The sequence below is a fragment of the Streptomyces spongiae genome, assembly GCF_009377185.1.
Lineage (GTDB): Bacteria > Actinomycetota > Actinomycetes > Streptomycetales > Streptomycetaceae > Streptomyces > Streptomyces spongiae.
The window spans coordinates 1-16,760 of sequence record NZ_VJZC01000180.1 but is presented as its reverse complement, the minus strand read 5'-3'; the positions used below and the strand labels follow the sequence as shown (position 1 = coordinate 16,760).

13 protein-coding genes are annotated in these 16,760 nt (G+C 71.5%); 1 reads left to right on the top strand and 12 read right to left on the bottom strand.

The window, feature by feature from the left end:
* The 12 genes from FNH08_RS23510 to FNH08_RS23455 form a co-directional block, all read right to left on the bottom strand.
* Positions 1–859, bottom strand: an 859-nt coding sequence (locus tag FNH08_RS23510; protein WP_407704434.1) for an EboA domain-containing protein, incomplete at its 3' end; no start/stop codon positions are given.
* Complete coding sequence (locus FNH08_RS23505; RefSeq protein ID WP_152773522.1) at positions 856–1,959, bottom strand: sugar phosphate isomerase/epimerase family protein; 1,104 nt, start codon at positions 1,957–1,959, stop codon at positions 856–858. The genes FNH08_RS23510 and FNH08_RS23505, both read right to left, overlap by 4 nt.
* Before the next feature lie 215 nt (positions 1,960–2,174).
* Positions 2,175–3,146: an SCO3242 family prenyltransferase gene (locus tag FNH08_RS23500; RefSeq protein ID WP_152773521.1), complete on the bottom strand. Its 972-nt coding sequence runs from the start codon at positions 3,144–3,146 to the stop codon at positions 2,175–2,177.
* Entirely contained in the window at positions 3,143–4,282 is a 1,140-nt protein-coding gene (locus tag FNH08_RS23495; protein WP_152773520.1) for an inositol-3-phosphate synthase, read from the bottom strand. The genes FNH08_RS23500 and FNH08_RS23495 overlap by 4 nt, the downstream gene beginning before the upstream one ends.
* A 141-nt stretch (positions 4,283–4,423) precedes the next feature.
* Positions 4,424–5,830: a ThuA domain-containing protein gene (locus FNH08_RS23490; RefSeq protein ID WP_152773519.1), complete on the bottom strand. Its 1,407-nt coding sequence runs from the start codon at positions 5,828–5,830 to the stop codon at positions 4,424–4,426.
* A gap of 9 nt (positions 5,831–5,839) precedes the next feature.
* Entirely contained in the window at positions 5,840–8,368 is a 2,529-nt protein-coding gene (locus FNH08_RS23485; RefSeq protein ID WP_322725188.1) for a PQQ-dependent sugar dehydrogenase, read from the bottom strand.
* A 141-nt stretch (positions 8,369–8,509) separates the two neighbouring features.
* On the bottom strand, positions 8,510–9,514 hold the full coding sequence (locus tag FNH08_RS23480; RefSeq protein WP_152773518.1) for a sugar phosphate isomerase/epimerase family protein: 1,005 nt from the start codon (positions 9,512–9,514) through the stop codon (positions 8,510–8,512).
* Positions 9,515–9,528: 14 nt separating this feature from the next.
* On the bottom strand, positions 9,529–10,836 hold the full coding sequence (locus FNH08_RS23475; protein WP_152773517.1) for a Gfo/Idh/MocA family protein: 1,308 nt from the start codon (positions 10,834–10,836) through the stop codon (positions 9,529–9,531).
* Positions 10,837–10,924: 88 nt separating this feature from the next.
* The gene (locus FNH08_RS23470) at positions 10,925–11,962 is read right to left on the bottom strand and encodes a substrate-binding domain-containing protein (RefSeq protein ID WP_152773516.1); all 1,038 of its coding nucleotides are present in this window, start codon (positions 11,960–11,962) and stop codon (positions 10,925–10,927) included.
* A 44-nt stretch (positions 11,963–12,006) separates the two neighbouring features.
* On the bottom strand, positions 12,007–13,029 hold the full coding sequence (locus FNH08_RS23465) for an ABC transporter permease (protein WP_152773515.1): 1,023 nt from the start codon (positions 13,027–13,029) through the stop codon (positions 12,007–12,009).
* Positions 13,026–14,546, bottom strand: a complete 1,521-nt coding sequence (locus FNH08_RS23460) for a sugar ABC transporter ATP-binding protein (protein ID WP_152773514.1) — start codon at positions 14,544–14,546, stop codon at positions 13,026–13,028. The genes FNH08_RS23465 and FNH08_RS23460 overlap by 4 nt, the downstream gene beginning before the upstream one ends.
* 133 nt (positions 14,547–14,679) lie before the next feature.
* Positions 14,680–15,861: an ROK family transcriptional regulator gene (locus tag FNH08_RS23455; protein WP_152773513.1), complete on the bottom strand. Its 1,182-nt coding sequence runs from the start codon at positions 15,859–15,861 to the stop codon at positions 14,680–14,682.
* Between the two features lie 299 nt (positions 15,862–16,160).
* On the opposite strand from FNH08_RS23455, the gene FNH08_RS23450 reads away from it, so the two are divergent.
* Positions 16,161–16,580, top strand: a complete 420-nt coding sequence (locus FNH08_RS23450; RefSeq protein ID WP_152773512.1) for a PaaI family thioesterase — start codon at positions 16,161–16,163, stop codon at positions 16,578–16,580.
* The last annotated feature ends 180 nt before the right edge of the window (positions 16,581–16,760 follow it).

The window sequence follows — 16,760 nt, the reverse complement described above, 5'->3', positions numbered from 1 at the left end:
GCTCCGGAGCGGTGGGGACGTCGGGCGCGGGCGCGGCCCGGGACGTCGGCCCGGTGCGGGACGAGGCGCCTCCCTCGGTCTCGGGCTCACCCGACGTCCTGGGTTCACCCCGCATCCCGGGCCTGCCCCGCGTCCCGAGTTCACCGCGGGTCTTGGGCTCACCACGGGTCTTGGGCTGGCCTCCGGCCTTGGGCTCGCCCCCGGGCCGGGGCTCGGTCAGGGCCAGGACTCGGTACAGGTCCTCGGGTACGGGACGGCCCGCGGCGGTGCGTTCGTCGGCGTAGTCGGCGAGCATGCGGGCGAGTTCGGCGTCGGCGCGGGCTCTGCGGGCCAGGTCGGCCACCTCGTCGACGGGGACCCCGGTGAACAGGCACTTCAGGACCGCGTGCCGCCAATTGTGGGCGTCCAGGTGCCGGGCGGCGTACGGTCCGAGCGCGGCGGCGACCAGGCGGGTGTCGTTGGTGCGCAGGGCGTCCTCGACGATCGGCACGGCGGCCGGGCCGGGCACGAGGTGAGGCAGGGCGTGCAGGACGGCACGGCGTTCGGCGGCGGTGCCCTGGCGGTAGACGCGGGTGAGGGTGTCCGCGTCGGCACGGGCCGCGCGGAGGATGAGGACGCGCACGGCGTCGACCTGCTCGGGACCGCAGCGTCGGCCCGCTTCGGCGAGGCGCAGCTCCCAGACGGAGATGGGCCCGTGGGGTCCCGGTCGGGCGGCGGCCTCGTCGAGGGCCCGGTCGAACCAGGCGCGGGCAGCAGTGTCGAGATGGCTGGTGACGAGGGTGCGCAGCTCGTCGAGCGAGGTGAGGGCGAGGGTACTGTCCGCCGCGGGGGCGCCCGGAATGGAGTGGAGGTGGTTCACGGGGTTCTCCCTTCGGGGGCGGCAGTGGGCTCGCCCGGCGGTGGGGCCGGGAGCTGGGCGGCCTCGGAGGCGTGAGGGACGGGTCCGGTGGCCACGGTGCCGGATGGGGCTCGTTCGACAGGGGCCTGCTGGGCCGGGACCTGCTCGGCCGGAGGTGCGGTGGGCGTGGTCGTGCGGCGGAGGAAAGAGAGGGACTGCTGGGCGAAATGAGGGCCCGCGTGGGAGTGGCGGGGCAGTTCGACGACGGTCAGGCCCTGGTAGCCAGTGGCGGTGAGGGCTTCGAGAACGGGAGGGAAGTCGATCTCGCCATCGCCGAAAGGAAGGTGCTCGTGGACGCCGCGGCGCATGTCCTCGATCTGGACGTGGCGCAGCCAGGGGGCGGCCGCGCGGACGCAGTCGGCCGGTGACAGGGGTTCCAGGCACTGGCAGTGGCCGATGTCGAGCGTGAGTCCCAGCGCGTCCGGGTTTCCGAGTGCTTCGCGCAGGTGGTGGAAGTCGGCGAGGGTGGCGAGGAGGTGGCCGGGTTCGGGTTCGACGGCGAGGGGGACGCCGGTGTCGGTGGCGGCGTCCAGGACGGGGGTGAGCGCCTCTGACAGGCGTTTCCAGGCGGTGTCCGGGTCCGTGCCGGCCGGGGTGACGCCGCTGAAGCAGTGCACGGCGTGGGCGCCGAGGTCGGCGGCGACCCGCACCGCGCGGAGGAGCAGATCGACGCGCCTGGCACGGTCGCCGGGGTCCGCGTCCAGGAGGGAGGGTCCGTGTTTGCGACGCGGGTCGAGGACATAGCGGGCGCCGGTCTCCACGGTGACGCTCAGCCCCAGCCCCGCCAGCCTGCGGGCGAGACGCGCGGTGCGGGCGGCGAGGTCCGGGGCGAGCGGGTCGAGGTGCATGTGGTCGAGCGTCAGGCCCACGCCGTCGTAACCGAGTTCGGCGAGCAGGGCGAGGGCGTCGTCGAGGCGGAGGTCGGCGAGGCCGTTGGTTCCGTAGCCGAAGCGGAGAGGGTAGAGGGAGTGCGGTGTCGGGTGGGGGTGCTCGGAGTGTGTGGTGGTGGTCGGGCCTGAGGGCGTCTGGGCCGTCAGCCGGAGGTGGTCGGAGCGGCGCATGGGAGGCTGCGGCTGCTCGGGCGTTCGCGGCTCCGCAGGAGTCAGTGGCCCTGCGGGAGTCAGTGGCTCTGCGGGAGTCAGAGGCTCTGCGGGAGTCAGAGGCTCTGCGGTCAAGTGCCGGGGAGATGCGGCCATATGCCGGTCGGGTGCGGTCCCGTGCCGGTCGGGGGCAGTCATGTGCCGGTCGGAGGCGGTCATGTGCCGGTCAGGGGCGGTCATGTGATGCTCACCTTCCTCGCGAAGCTGCGTGCGGCGGGGGCGAGGGCGGCGGTGAACAGGGCCATGCCAGGTGCGCCCGCGCGGGCCGTGAGGGCGGCCTGGAGAGGGATGAGGGCGCGGATGCCGGAACCGACGGCGCGCTGGGTGAGCGGGGGTGACGGGTTCAGGGTGGCGTGGAAGAGGGGGAGCGCGGTGGTCGCCGCGTAGGTGGCGGCGAGGGCCGAGCACAGGACCGCTGCCGGGCGGGCCGGAACGGCCGGGTTGGGGGTGCCAGTGGGGTTGGTCGCCGTGAGGCGGCGGACCGGGCCTGTCGCGTCAGGTGCCGGCCCCGAACCCGGGCCCGGCTCACGGGCCAGTCGCCAGGTCAGCGCGCCCGTCGTTGCCAGGCCTACCAGGGGCGCCAAGGAGGAGCCGCCCTGGGTCTCGCGGCGGGACACCGTGGTCACCGCGAACGTGTGGGCGCCGAGGGCGAGAGCGGAAGGGAGGGCGGCGCGGGTGGTGCCGGTGGTGGCGGCTGCGCCCAGCAGGAGGTCGAGTGTGCGGGCGGCGGCCATGCTCAGGGGGCCGGAGGGGGTGCGTTTCAGGGTGAGGTCGTATGACCAGACGGTGGCAGCCAGGGGCAGGGCGACGGTGAAGGCGGGACGGCCCGCGCGGGCGGCCAGAGCCAGGCCGGCGGCGGTGAGGGCGCCCGCCGCGGCGAGTGCCGAAGCGGGGCGGACGCGGCCGGAGGGCAGGGGACGCTGCGGGCGTTCGACGGCGTCCTCGGCTTGGTCGGCCCAGTCGTTCAGGGCCATGCCCGCCTCGTACAGGCAGAGGGAGGAGCCGATGGCGAGGAGGGTGCCGGAGTTCGGGCGCGTGGCCCCGGCTGCGGCCGCACCCGCTAGGGCGTCACCGGGGACGGTGAACAGGGCGGGCAGGCGGAGCAGTTCGGCCCAGGCCTTGATCCTCGTCGTGCGGGTCCAGGTCATCGCGCGTTCCCCTCCCCCTGGAGTTCGCGCAACCGTTCCGCGAACCCCGCCAGGGCCGCGTACTGGTCTCCCAGGGCCGGCGGGCCGTCACCGACAGGGTCCTTGAAGTAGAAGCCGAGGTCGGTCAGGGGGCCCGTCAGGCCCGCTTCGTGGGCGCGGGACGTGAGGCGGGCGAGGTCCAGGACCAGGGGGGCGGCCAACGACGAGTCGCAGCCCTGCCAGGTGGTCTGGAGGGTCATACGGGTGCCGAGGAAGCCGTCGAAGGTGATGTGGTCCCAGGCTGTCTTCCAGTCACCGAGGGCGGGGACGTCGTCGATGTGGGTCTCGCCCTCCGGCGTCCGGCCCAGGGTGTCCGCCAGCACGCGTTCCTTGCCGGCGTTCTTCGCCGCGGCCGCGGCCGGGTCGGCGAGGGCGGCACCGTCTCCGCCGCCGAGGAGGTTCGTACCGGACCAGGCGAGGACGGTCAGTGACCGCTGGGCGAACATCGGGCCCAGTACCGAGCGCAGCAGTGTCTGGCCGGTCTTGCCGTCCCGGCCCGCGTACGGCAGGCCGGAGGCATCCGCGAGGGAGGCGAGTGCAGGGTGGTGCAGGCCGGTGGACGGCGTGAAGTTGACGTACGGGCAGCCCGCGCGCAAGGCGGCCGCGGCATACAGCGAGCTAGGGGGGAGGGTGGAGCCGGTGGGCGTGGGTTCCGTGGACGCCACGTTCACCACGACGGCCCGGGCGAGGCCGTGGCGTCGTACGAAGTCCAGGATGTCCGTGGTGAAGGCGTCGATGAGGTCGTCCGGGTCGCGGGTGTCGCCCGCCGACGGGCCACCCGAGCGTATCTCGCGGTCGGCCGCGGTCAGTTCGGAGGAGAGCGCCGAGGGCAGGCCGTGTGGCAGGACGCCTCCCGCGGCGAGGGCCTCCGCGCGTTTCGGCAGCGGGCAGTCCACCGTGTCGTGGCCGCCGAAGACCAGGGACGACAGGGAGGGCAGGCCTGTGTCGGCGAAGAGTGGGGTCTCGGTGACCATGCCCGTCGGGGCGTTCAGGCCCGCAGTCACGGCCGCACACCCCGCGACGACGGTGGTGGCGACGGAACCGCGTGCTCCGATCAGCCAGACACCCACCCGGGGTTCGGAACGGAACTCGGGCATGGGCAGCCTCCTTGTCATACGGGGTCGTACGGGGTCGTACGGGGGCGTACGGGGTCGTACGGGGTCGTACTCGCAACACAGCGAAAACGCGTGAGAAGGGAGACGGCGGGCGGGGGTCCGGCGTCCCCCGCCCGCCGTCGCTCAGTCGCCCTGCGAAGCCGTGAGTCCGGTGGACGTGGCGGACTTCGCGGGCAGTTCCTTGATCCGGATGTCACGGAAGGACACCTCGTCGTCGGCTCCGTGGTTCTGGATGCCGATGTGTCCGTCAGTGAGGCTCCGGGCCGGGTCGGTGTTGGTGAAGTCGTTGATCTTCACACCGTTGAGATAGACGCGGAGGCGTTCGCCCTCCACGTGGATCTCGTAGGTGTTCCACTCCCCCGGCGGGTTCAGCGCACGGTCGCGCTTCTTGAGATCGGCGGACTTGAAGCCGTACACCGCGCCGGTGGTGCGGTCGGCGGCGTCGGTCGCGTCGATCTGGATCTCGTAGCCGTTGTTGACGGCCGACCAAGGGTCGTCCGAGGGCGGGAAGCCCACGAACACGCCGGAGTTGTCGTCGCCGGCCATCTTCCAGTCGAGTTTCAGCGAGTACGACCGGGCGTCGGACGCCGCGTACCAGAGCATGCCCATCCCGCCGGACGACGTCAGCGTGCCGTCGTCGCCCAGCTCGAACGAGCCCGGCCCTGCCTGCCGCCACGCCGACAAGGACTCGGCCGTGCCGTCGAACAACGGCCGGTAGCCGTTCTCCGGGCGGCAGTCGGCCTGTGCCTCACCGGTCGCCCACCGGATCCCGCCCAGCAGGTGCTGCCGGAAGGCGGGCTCGGCGTACGACTCCTTGGTGTGGCCGCCCCCGGTGTAGAAGGCGCGCCCGCCCTGGTACTCCTGGCACCAGGCGATCGGATGGTCGCCGTTCATGGTGCCGCCGGTGTACGAGGACTCGTCGAGCGAGGCGAGGACGTGGGCTCTCTCGCGCGGGTTGGAGCGGTAGTTGTACCACTCGTCCGTGCGGTTCCAGGCGGCGTCCAGCCCCGCGGTGGCCGGGTGGGCCCGGTCCTCCACGTCGACCGTGGCGGGCTGGATCGCCGGGTGGGACTGGAAGTACGCCCCGGCGAGCCCGCCGTAGAAGGCCCAGTCGTACTCGGTGTCGGCGGCGGCGTGGACACCCACGTACCCGCCGCCCCTCCGGATGTACCGTTCGAACGCGCCCTGTTGGGCTTCGTTCAGGACGTCACCCGTGGTCGAGAGGAACACCACGGCGTCGTACCGGGCGAGGTTGCGCGCGGTGAAGGCGCTGGCGTCCTCGGTGGCGTCGACAGTGAAGCCGCCCGCCGCGCCCAGTTCCTTCACGACGGCGACCCCGTCGGGGATCGAGTCGTGCCGGAAGCCCGCCGTCTTGGAGAACACCAGCACCCGGCTCTCGGCATGAGCACCGGCATCCGCACCGGCACCACCACCCGCACCCGAGCCCTGCGAGGCCGCCGGTCCCGACACGCACCCGATCAGCAGCCCGGCACCCACAACAGCCGTCGCCAGTCGTCCGTTTGCTCGCATGACGCCCCCTCAGCCCGCCGAAGACGCCGACGTCGTCGTGAACGTGAAGTCGTCCACGTCGAACAGGCCACCGCTGCCGCTGCCCTTGAAGACCAGGTAGAGCGTGGTGGTGCCACTTGGCGCCTTCGACAGGTTCGCGCTGACGTCCTGGAAGTTCTCCCAGCCGCCGGTCACCGGCACGCTCGCGCTGCCGAGCAGCCGACCGGTCGGGGAGCCGGCCCGGACCTCCAGCTTGCCGCCCGCGCCGTCGGACGCGATCCGCGCGGTGATCTTCGTTGCGTTGGACAGCACGTACGGCTTGAACGAGATCCAGTCGCCGTTCGAGATGTCGCCGACGGTCTTGCCGCCGTGCGCGCTCGCCTTCGTCTGGATCGTCACGCCCGTGGAGTCGCCGTAGTGCTCGGCCTGGCGGTGCCTGGGCTGGACGACGTTCTGGTCGTGGGTGGTCAGCGCGGCCTGTCCGCCCCCGCCGAGGTCGGTGTACTCGGCGTCGAAGACCCCGAAGATGTTGGCGTCCTCGTCGTGGCCGCCGTCGGCGCTGGTCTGGATGGTGCCGGAGCAGCCGTTGGCCGTGGTCAGCGGGTGGCCGTGGCTGTCGTGGCCGAGGACGAAGCTGACCTTCACCTTGGCGCAGTCGATCGACGTGCCGTCCTCCGGGTCCGTCACCTTCACCTTGAACGGCACGGCGTCACCGAAGCTGAACAGCTGCCCGTCCTTGGGGAGTTCCAGCGTCACCTTGGGCGCCGTGTTGCCGACCACGATCTGCACGCTCGCGCTGCCGGTGCGGCCGGTGGTGTCCTTGGCGGTGACGGTCGCCGTGTAGGTGCCGTTCTTCTTGTACGTGTGCGTGGGGTTGGCCGCGGTCGAAGTGCCGCCGTCGCCGAAGTCCCAGCTGTAGGTGAGCGCGTCGCCGTCCGCGTCCGACGTTCCGGCCGAGGAGAAGCGGACCTTCAGTGCCGCCTGTCCCGACGTACGGTCGGCGGCCGCCTGGGCGACGGGCGAGTGGCCGTCGGTGGCGTTCTCGATGCGGTACAGGGCGGAGTTCTCGTCGCCGCCGAACCAGGAGACGCCGTAGTCGAGGACGTACAGGGCGCCGTCCGGGCCGAAGGCCATGTCCATGACCTGGGTGCCGGTCCAGGGAATGGAGTTGATGGACTGCACGGTTCCGTCCGCGTCCGACGTGATCCGCTTGATCCAGCGTCGGCCGAACTCACCCGCGAAGAAGTCCCCGTCGTAGGCCTCCGGGAACTTCACCGGGGAGTCCAACGAGGCGTCGTAGTGGTAGACCGGGCCGCCCATGGGGGACTCGGAGCCGTCGCCGAACTCCGGGACGGAGGCGCCGTTGTACGGGATCCAGGCGGGCTCGGCCGGGGGAAGGTCGGTCAGCCCGGTGTTGTTCGGCGAGGTGTTCTTCGGGTTGGCGCAGTCGAAGGCCGAGCCGGAGGCGCCGGTCGCGAAGTCGTGGTCGACGTAGGCGTCGTTCTTGCCGGTGCAGTACGGCCAGCCGAAGTTGCCCGGCTTGGTCACGCGCGCGAACTCGACCTGTCCGGCGGGGCCGCGCTCCGGGTCGGCGGCGCCCGCGTCGGGGCCGTAGTCGCCGACGTAGAGGATGCCCGTCTCCTTGTCGACGCTGAAGCGGAACGGGTTGCGGAAGCCCATCGCGTAGATCTCGGGGCGCGTCTTGTCCGTGCCGGGCGGGAAGAGGTTGCCGTCCGGGACGGAGTAGGAGCCGTCGGCGTTCACCTTGATGCGCAGGATCTTGCCGCGCAGGTCGTTGGTGTTGCCGGAGGAGCGCTGGGCGTCGAAGGCCGGGTTGCGGTTCGCGCGCTCGTCGATGGGGGTGAAGCCGTCCGACTGGAACGGGTTCGTGTCGTCGCCCGTCGACAGGTAGAGGTTGCCGTCCTTGTCGAAGTCGATGTCACCGCCGACGTGACAGCACAGGCCACGGGAGGCGGGGACGTCGATGACCTTCGTCTCGCTGGCGGTGTCGAGCGTGCCGTCCGTCTTCAGGACGAAGCGCGAGAGGCGGTTGACGCCGTCGAAGGGCGCGAAGTCGGCGGCGGTGCCGGTCTCGGGGGCGTCGCCCGCCGGGGTGTCCAGCGGAGGCGCGTAGTAGAGGTAGATGAAGCGGTTGTCGGCGAAGCCGGGGTCGACGCCGATGCCCTGGAGGCCCTCCTCGTCGTGCGTGTACACATCGAGCTTGCCCGCGAGCTTCGTGTTGCCGGCGGCGTCGGTGAGGCGGAGTTCGCCGTCGCGCGAGGTGTGCAGGACCGAGCGGTCGGGCAGGACGGCGAGCGACATGGGCTCGCCGGTCTCGGGTTCGCCCTTGGCGAGGGTGACCTGCTGGAAGTCCTCGGCCGCGGCCGCCGACTCGGAGGCGGCGGCTCCCTGCTCGGCGACGGCTGCGCCAGCCGTGGGAGCGGTGAGGGAGAGGGATGCACCCGCGAGGAGCAATCCGCTCAGCAGCGCGAGTGCCCCGCGGGAACTTGGTCGTCTGGTGCGGCTGGTGTTGTCCCTGATGTTGTCGTACGGGTGCACGAGTGCCTCCAGGAAGGGGCTGGTCGTACGGAGGTGCACGGATGTGTGCGGTACGCCGGGGTGCGCCGTCACCCCGGAGGGATCGGTGTTCCGGGGTGCGCCGTCACCCCGGAGCCACCGTGAGAGGTGGAGCTCGTGGTCCTAGTCGTTGCCTCCGAACGCCGCGTCGAACGAGGCGGACGGCGGCTCGAAGTCGTACGCCTTGAGGCGGGTCAGGGCTTCGGGAGCGCCCTGGAGCCGGTCCATGCCGGCGTCCTCCCACTCGACGGAGACCGGGCCCTGGTAGTCGATGGAGCGCAGCATCCGGAAGACGTCCTCCCAGGGGACGTCACCGTGACCGGCCGACACGAAGTCCCAGCCGCGGCGCGGGTCGCCCCACGGCAGGTGGGAGCCGAGGCGGCCGTTGCGTCCGTCGAGCCGTTTGCGGGCCTCCTTGCAGTCGACGTGGTAGATCCGGTCGCGGAAGTCCCACAGGAAGCCGACCGGGTCGAGGTCCTGCCACACGAAGTGCGAGGGGTCGAAGTTGAGGCCGAAGGCCGGGCGCCGGTCGACCGCTTCCAGCGCTCGGTGGGTCGTCCAGTAGTCGTACGCGATCTCGCTCGGGTGGACCTCGTGGGCGAACCGCACGCCCTGCGCGTCGAAGACGTCGAGGATCGGGTTCCAGCGTGTCGCGAAGTCCTCGTAGCCGCGCTCGATCATGGACTCGGGCGCGGGCGGGAACATGGCGACCAGGTGCCAGATCGCCGAGCCGGTGAAGCCGATGACGGTGTCGACGCCGAAGGCCGAGGCGGCCCGCGCGGTGTCGGCCATCTCGGCGGCGGCCCGCTGCCGTACGCCCTCGGCCTCGCCGTCGCCCCAGATGCGGGCGGGCAGGATGGCCTGGTGGCGTTCGTCGATGATGGCGTCGCAGACGGCCTGGCCGACCAGGTGGTTGGAGATCGCCCAGCACCTGAGGCCGTACTTGTCGAGGAGCTGGTGGCGCGAGTCGATGTACGACGGGTCCGCGAGGGCCTTGTCGACCTCGAAGTGGTCGCCCCAGCAGGCGAGTTCGAGGCCGTCGTAGCCGAAGTCGCGGGCAAGGCGGCAGACCTCCTCCAGGGGCAGGTCGGCCCACTGTCCGGTGAAGAGCGTGAACGTGCGCGGCATTCTCTGGGCCCTCCTCAGACCGCGATGGGTGTGTAGACGGAGTTCTTCTCCGCGCTCTCCTCGACGGCCGCGAGGACGCGCTGCACCTGCAACCCGTCGGCGAAGGAGGGCTGCGGCCGACGGCCCTCGGCGATCGCGTGGACGAGGTCGCGGGCCTGGTGGACGAAGGAGTGCTCGTAGCCGAGGCCGTGGCCCGGCGGCCACCATGCCTCCAGGTAGGGGTGGTCGGGCTCGGTGACGAGGATGCGGCGGAATCCGGCGTGTGCCCCGGGTTCCGTGCCGTCGTGGTAGGCGAGCTCGTTGAGGCGTTCCAGATCGAAGGCCAGCGAGCCGTGCTCGCCGTTCAGTTCGATGCGCAGGGCGTTCTTGCGGCCGGTGGCGTACCGGGTGGCCTCGAAGGAGGCGAGGGCACCGGAGGTGAAGCGGCCGGTGAACAGGGCCGCGTCGTCCACGGTGACCTGTCCGGTGCCCGCGGACGTCACGGTGGACAGGCCGCTGGTGGCGCCGATGGGCAGCGGCCGTTCCCGTACGAACGTCTCGGTGAGCGCGGACACCCCGGCGAGCCGCTCCCCCGCCAGGTACTGCGCGAGGTCGACGATGTGCGCGCCCAGGTCGCCGAGCGCGCCGGAGCCGGCCGACTCCCTGCGCAGCCGCCAGGTGAGCGGGAACTCCGGGTCCACCAGCCAGTCCTGAAGGTACGTCACTCGTACGTGCCGCAGGGTGCCGAGCCGGCCCTCGGCCACCATCCGCCGGGCCAGGGCGGTGGCGGGCACCCGGCGGTAGTTGAAGCCGACCATCGCCAACTGGCCGCGCTCGTAAGCCGCTTCGGCGGCCTGGGCCATCGCCTCGGCCTCCGCGACGGTGTTCGCGAGGGGCTTCTCGCACAGCACGTGCTTGCCCGCGGCGAGCGCGGCCAGGGCGATCTCGGCGTGGCTGTCGCCGGGGGTGCAGATGTCGACGACGTCGACGTCCTCGCGCTCGATGAGGGCACGCCAGTCGGTCTCGGCCGCGGCCCAGCCGTGCCGGTCGGCCGCCGTGCGCACGGCAGCCGCGTCCCGGCCGCAGATCGCGGCGAGGACCGGACGGCTCGGCAGGTCGAAGACGCGGCCCGCGGTGCGCCAGCCCTGGGAATGAGCGGCACCCATGAAGGCGTAGCCGACCATGCCGACGCCGAGCGTGGGCTTGGTGACGGTCGCGCCCGCGCCGTTCCCGGCCCCGGTGACCGCCTCGGCCGTGTCCGCCTCGGTCGCGACCGCCGCCCCGGCCGTGGCTGCCGTCGCGGCACCTGCCCCGGCTTCGTCGGGCTGTTGCGGCTGTCCCATACGGAGGTCCTCCTCGTTCGTCATGGCGCGGTGGGGGGTGGTTCCTGATCCGTGGGTCACGCCGGTCGGACCCGCGGAGCAGGGCGCATCACTTGAAGCCGGTGGACATGTACTGGTCGACGTTGTCCTTGTCGACGACTGCCGAGTAGAGCGTCAGTGAGGACGGGATCTCGAACTCGGCGAGGCCGCTGACGCCCTTGCCCTGGCCGAGGGCGCGGGCGAGGTCGATCGCGGACGCGGCCATGGTCGGCGGGTAGAGCACGGTCGCCTTGAGGACGCCGTCGTCCTTCTTGATGGCCTGGAAGGCGGACAGGGCGCCCGCGCCGCCGACCATCAGGAAGTCGTCGCGCCCGGCCTGCTCGATGGCCCGCAGCGCGCCGACGCCCTGGTCGTCGTCGTGGTTCCACAGCGCGTCGAACTTCGACTGCGCCTGGAGCAGTTGGGCCATCTTGGCCTGGCCCGACTCGACGGTGAAGTCGGCGGCCTGGCGGGCCACCTTCCGGATGTTGGGGTAGTTCTTCAGCGCGTCGTCGAAGCCCTTGGAGCGCTGCTTGGTGAGCTCCAGGTTGTCGAGTCCGGCGAGTTCGATGACGCGGGCGTTCTTCGTGTCCTTGAGCTTCTCGCCGATGTAGTGGCCGGCGTTGAGGCCCATGCCGTAGTTGTCGCCGCCGATCCAGCAGCGGTACGCCTGCGGGGAGTTGAAGATCCGGTCCAGGTTCACCACGGGGATGCCGGCCCGCATCGCCTTCAGGCCGACCTGGGTGAGGGCCTTGCCGTCGGCGGGCAGGACGACCAGGACGTCGACCTTCTTGTTGATGAGGGTCTCGATCTGGCCGATCTGCTGGGCGGTGTCGTTGGAGCCCTCGGTGATCTCCAGTGTGACGTCCGCGTACTTCTTCGCGCGGCTCTTGGCGTTGTCGTTGATGGCGTTGAGCCAGCCGTGGTCGGCCTGCGGTCCGGCGAAGCCGATCGTGACCTCCTTGCCGGGCTTGTCGTCGGCGGCCGGCTGGTCGTTCGCCGCGGGCTCGTCGTCGGACTCGTTGCTGGTGCAGCCGGTGAGGAGGGCGCCGGCCGAGACGGCGGCGGTCCCGAAGAGCAGTCCTCTGCGGCTCGTGAGGTGTGCCATGGCGTGGGGGCCCTTCCGTGTCGGGTCGTCGTGCTGGCGTACGTCTAGGTCGTCGTGTTCGCCGTACGTCGCTGGACCAGGACCGCGGCGACGATGATCGCGCCCTTGGCGATCTGCTGGACGTCGCTCTGGAGGTTGTTCAGCGCGAAGATGTTGGTGATCGTCGTGAAGATCAGGACACCGAGCACGGAGCCCGTGATGGTGCCGCGGCCCCCGCTGAGCAGGGTGCCGCCGATGATCGCGGCCGCGATGGCGTCGAGCTCGTACAGGTTGCCGTTGGTGTTCTGGCCCGAGCCGGACAGCACGATCAGCAGGAACGCGGCGATGCCGCAGCACAGTCCGGAGAGCAGGTACAGGTACAGCCGCTGGCGTCGGACGTCGATGCCGGCGAGGCGGGCGGCCTCCGCGTTGCCGCCGACGGCGACGGTGCGCCGGCCGAAGGTCGTACGGTTCAGCACCAGCCAGCCGATGATCGTGACCACGGCGAAGACGAGGACGAGCGGCGGGATGCCGAGCACGTACGCGTCGCGCTCACCGAGGTCCAGGATCCCGTCGACGGTGACGATCTGGGTCTTGCCGTCGGTGATCTGGAGGGCGAGTCCGCGGGCCGAGGCGAGCATGGCGAGCGTGGCGATGAAGGGGACCATGCCGCCGTACGCGATGAGCAGTCCGTTCACCAGCCCGCACCCGACACCGACGATCACCGCGGTGAAGAGGATCCCGGCGAAGCCGTACTCCTGTGTGGCCACCGTCGTCGCCCACACGGACGCCAGCGCGACGATCGCGCCAACGGAGAGGTCGATGCCGCCGGAGGTGATGACGAGGGTCATGCCGACCGTGACGACACCGATCACCGACGCCTGGGTGAGGACGAGTTGGAGGTTGCGGGTGTCGAGGAACTCGTCGGGCTTGGTGATGCCGCCGATGACGATCAGTGCGGCGAGGACCCCGAGGAGGGAGAGGGTGCGGACGTCGGCGCGGACGAACAGGCCGCGCCAGGCGGTGGGTTGGCCCACCGACGGCACCTTGCCGGTGTTGTCCCGCGGCGGGGAGGCGTGCTGCGTCATGATGCCGGGCTTCCTTCCATGACGAGGTCGAGTACGCGGTGTTCGTCGAGTTCGCGGGCGGGCGCGGTGTGGACGACGCTGCCTTCGCGAAGCACCAGGACGCGATCGGCGAGGCCGAGCACTTCGGGGACCTCGCTGGAGACCAGCAGCACGGCGAGGCCCTCGTCGGCGAGGCGGCGGACCACCGCGTACAGCTCGGCCCGGGCGCCGACGTCGACGCCACGGGTGGGTTCGTCGAGCAGCAGGACGCGGCAGCCGCGCAGCAACCAGCGCGCGAGGACGACCTTCTGCTGGTTGCCGCCGGAGAGCGTGCGCACCGGCACGGACGGGTTGTCGGGCCGCAGCGACAGTTCCCGTGTCGCGGCCCGCGCCGCCCCGAGCTCGGCGCGCCGGTCGATCCAACCCCCGCGTGAGAAGCGGGACATGGACGACACGGAAACGTTTCGGGTGACGGACTCCAGCATGAGCAGTGCCTGCGCCTTACGCTCCTCGGGTGCGAGTCCGAGTCCCGCCCGTACGGCGGCCCGTACGCTGCCGAGGCGCAACGGCCGTCCGTCGACCAGGACCTGACCGGCCGTCGGTTTGCGGGCGCCGTAGATCGTCTCCAGGATCTCCGACCGCCCGGAGCCGACGAGTCCGGCGAGGCCCACGATCTCGCCGGGACGGACCTCCAGGTCGAGGGGCTCGAACTCGCCGTCGCGGGCCAGTCCGCGCACCTGGAGGATCGGTGTGCTCTCCGCGGGCGTCGCGGGCGGCCGGTCCGGGAAGACGTACTCGACATTGCGTCCGGTCATCAGCGCAACGACCTCGCGCGTCGGCGTGCTCTTCGCGGGCAGCCCGCCCGCCACGGCGCGCCCGTCCTTCAGTACGGTCACACGGTCGCCGATGCGGCGGATCTCCTCCAGGCGGTGCGAGATGTAGACGACGGCGACCCCGGCGGCGGTCAGGTCGCCCACGATCCGGAACAGGTTGTCGACCTCGTCCGGATCGAGCGCGGCGGAGGGTTCGTCCATGACGATGAGCCGTACCTCGTGGGAGAGCGCCCGCGCCATGGAGACGATCTGCTGCTGGGCGGCGGACAGGTCACCGACGAGCCGGGCGGGGTCGATCTCGGGATGGCCGAGTCGTTTGAGCAGAGCGGCCGTTGACTCCTTCGCCGCCTTTCCCCGGACGACGAAGCCGGCGGCCGTGGGTTCGTGGCCGAGGTGGACGTTCTCCGCCACCGACAGGCCCTCCACCAGGTCGAGTTCCTGGTAGATGGTGGCGATACCGAGGCGCATGGCGGCGATCGGGGACTTGAGGACGACGGGTTCGCCGCGCCAGGTGAGGCGGCCGTCGTCGGGCTGGTGGGCGCCCGCGAGGACCTTGATGAGCGTGGACTTCCCGGCGCCGTTCTGGCCGAGCAGGCAGTGCACTTCGCCGGCCTGGACGTCGAGGTCGACGCCGTCCAGGGCCCGGACTCCGGGGAACGACTTGGTGATGCCGGACATGGTGAGCAGCGGTGGTTCTGGTGCCATGACGGTTCCCCTTGGCGGGCGTGCGGGCCGGTTACAGGGCGATGCGCTTGCTGGGCAGGCGCGTTCGGGGCAGGGCAGGGCAGAGCTGGGGCGCTGTACTTGTGAGCCGTACCGAGGTACTGCTGGAGCCGGCTTACGCGGGTGAGAACAGGTGGTCGCTGATCAGCCGGGCCGCGCCGATGACTCCGGCAGTCGGGCCCAACTCCCCGAGGACGATGGGCAGGTTGCCGGTCGCGAGGGGCAGCGACTGGCGGTAGACCTGGGTACGGATGGCGGCGAGCAAGGTGTGGCCGAGGCCGGTGACGCCGCCGCCGATCACCACCAGGCCCGGGTTGAAGAAGCTGACGAGTCCGGCGATGACCTGGCCGGTGCGGTTGCCGCCCTCGCGGATCAGGTCGAGCGCGGTGGCGTCGCCGGCGGCGGCCGCGGCGGCGACGTCGACGGCACTGAGGCTGCCGCCCGCCTCCAGGCGGGACGCGAGTTCCGCCGAGAGTCCCTGCTGGGCGGCCTCCGTGGCGTCGCGGGCGAGCGCGGCGCCGCTGAAGTAGGCCTCCAGGCAGCCCCGGTTGCCGCAGGCGCACGGCCGTCCCTCCGGTACCGCCACGATGTGCCCGATGTCGCCCGCGCTGCCCGTCGTACCGCGGTACACCTCACCGCCGACGACGATGCCGCAGCCGATACCGGTGCCGATCTTGACGCAGAGGAAGTCGCCCACGGAGCGGGCCACGCCCGCGTGCTGCTCCCCCGTCGCCATCAGGTTCACGTCGTTGTCGACCATGACCGGGCAGCCGAGTTCCTGGCTGAGCGCCTCCCGTACCGGGAACCCGTCCCAGCCGGGCATGATCGGCGGCGCCACCGGGACGCCCTCGGGGAAACGGACCGGTCCGGGGACGCCGATACCGGCGCCGTCGAAGCCCTCCGCGAGCCCTGACGCCTTCAGCTTGGCGGCCATGGACAGGACCTGCTCGAAGACGGCGACGGGGCCTTCCCGTACGTCCATGGGCTGGTTGATGTGGCCGAGGATCTCCAGCTCCGCGTTGGTGACGGCGACGTCGACCGAGGTCGCGCCGATGTCGACGCCCAGGAAGCGGAGTTGGGGGGCGAGCCGGATGTTGTGGGAGCGGCGGCCGCCGCGTGAGGCGGCGAGTCCGTCGGCCACGACCAGGCCCGTCTCCAGCAGTCGGTCCACCTCGACGGCCAGTTTCGACCGCGAGAGGTCGACCTGGTCGCCCAGCTGGGCCCGGGAGTTGGGACCACCGTCGCGCAGCAGGCGCAGCAGCCGGGCCTGGTGGGTGTTCGCGGGTCGAGCCGTCATGCGTCTCACGAGCCCCTCCCCGCCTCAACCGGCCTGCGTGCGTCGGTTTCCGGCCACACCTCTGTGGCTTGCTTTCGAGGGGAACGTAGCAGTGGCTGCCGCGAGTGGGAAGAAGTTGCGCAGGAATTGCTTACTACTTTCTCCACTCACAGGACAAAGCGGGGTCGGATGTACGGGGCGTGGTCGGCGATTGTTGAGGGCTGCGGGGTGCGGTCCTTACGCCGGAGGTAATCGACCGGGGCGGGAACGCGGGGACACGGTGGGGCCTGTCCGTGTTCCCGTTCTGGAGGTCCGCCGCCATGGCCACGCGCCCCGAAGTTCCCTCGCCCGACGACCTGTTGGCCGCGGTTCCCTTCGCTGTCGAGCTCGGCATCGCCCTCACCGAAGCCGGGGCGGACGGCGTCCGGGCTGCCCTGCCGTGGGCTCCGCGGCTGTGCACGGTGGGGGGTGTGCTGCATGGCGGTGTGTTGATGGCGCTCGCCGACTCGGTGGGGGCGGTGTGTGCGTTTCTCAACCTGCCGCCGGGTGCGGGTACGTCGACGGTCGAGTCGAAGACGAACTTCTTTCGTGCGGTTCGGTCCGGCACGGTTCGTGCGGTGGCGCGGCCGCTGCATGTGGGGCGCTCGTTCGTGGTGGTCCAGACGGATCTGTACGGGGACGACGGGCGGGTGGTGGGGCAGACGACGCAGACGCAGGCCGTGCGGGGCGGTCGGGTTTGATCTCGTCTGCCGAGTTCTGCCGGTGGCCGACTGCGGGTTCGTTGTGGCTTGTCGCGCAGTTCCCCGCGCCCCTAAAAGCACTGGGGGCGCACCCGGCACCATGACGCACCGGCGGCCGCGCCGCCCGGGGCGATACGTGGCCCGGCAGCCCACCACCCGCGGACGCACAGTTCCCGAGAC